This window comes from Rhodococcus sp. MALMAid1271, from assembly GCF_049195265.1.
Classification (GTDB): Bacteria; Actinomycetota; Actinomycetes; order Mycobacteriales; family Mycobacteriaceae; genus Rhodococcoides.
Map to the genome: position 1 here is coordinate 1 of NZ_JBMIRQ010000104.1, position 1,111 is coordinate 1,111.

General features: G+C 64.5%; 1 protein-coding gene. It reads left to right on the top strand.

Annotated features, from left to right (window positions below):
- Positions 1–80: 80 nt before the first annotated feature.
- The coding region (locus ACOQFP_RS16680) for a type IV toxin-antitoxin system AbiEi family antitoxin domain-containing protein (protein WP_421584942.1) at positions 81–1,111 on the top strand (1,031 nt) is incomplete at its 3' end.

The window sequence follows — 1,111 nt, forward strand, 5'->3', positions numbered from 1 at the left end:
CGCGCCCCTTTCGCGTCCCAGGGGCTCCGAAAAGGCCCCACGACAAAATATGTCGTACCCACTTGGCACGATGACCGGCCATGGACGATGGTCGGGGGGACGGTCGAGAACTACAGGTTCTGATCGATACGCAATGGGGACTGTTCACGCAGTCGCAGGTCACAGCCTTGGGTTACAGTCGAAACAGGGTTCGCCGACTGGTGAACAGCGGGGCGTGGATCACTGTGCTCAGAGGCGTCTACTCCATCTTCACCGGTCCGCTGACTCGCGAGCGGGTCCTGATGGCAGCACTTCTGTACGGAGGTGGGCATGCGATGCTGAGCCATCGATCCGCGGCCGAGGAGTGGGGATTTCGGCCGCCCGAACCCACCGCTGCGGTCCATGTGACCGTCCCGTACGGAAAGTCCGCCCGCAACCAGCGTTCCACGGCGCGCAAAGACCCCACCGTCGGGACCAGGCTGGTAGCGGGCGTCGGATCGTCTCTCCATCCTGGAGTGGTCGTCCACAGATCCCGCGCGCACCGGCACATCGGCGTCGAGGGTGAGATGCCGCGGACGACGTTGGTGGACACCGCAATCGACCTTGCGGTGTCCGAGTCGACACCCGAGCAGGCAGTCGCGAGCCTGGTGTCGTCGGTGACCGATCGCGGCATCCGCTTGACCGATGTGCGGGAGCAGATCGCTCTCCGACGGCCATATCGGTACTGCACGGCGCTCGGCAAGGCCATCGACCTGCTCGCGAACGGAGTTCAGTCGATTCTCGAACTCGAATACGCAACCAACGTCGAAGCGGCTCACGGGCTTCCGGCCGCCGAGCGACAGAGTCTGGTTCAGGTGGACGGACGCACACTGTACGAGGATGTGGTGTACCGGGTCGGAACTCGCACCGTGACGGTGCGTCTGGACGGGCGTCGCTTCCATTCGATGCGCGAGGTCGCGTTTCGAGATCGTCGACGGGACAATGCCGCGGAACTCGAAGGCCGGGCGCGGCTGGTGTTCGGCTACGAGGAAGTCAGCCGAGATCGGTGTGGCGTGGCGAGAGATGTCGCACAGGTTCTGCGACGGGAGGGTTGGGGCGGTGTCCCCACGTCGTGGGCCCTTTTCGCGCCTTT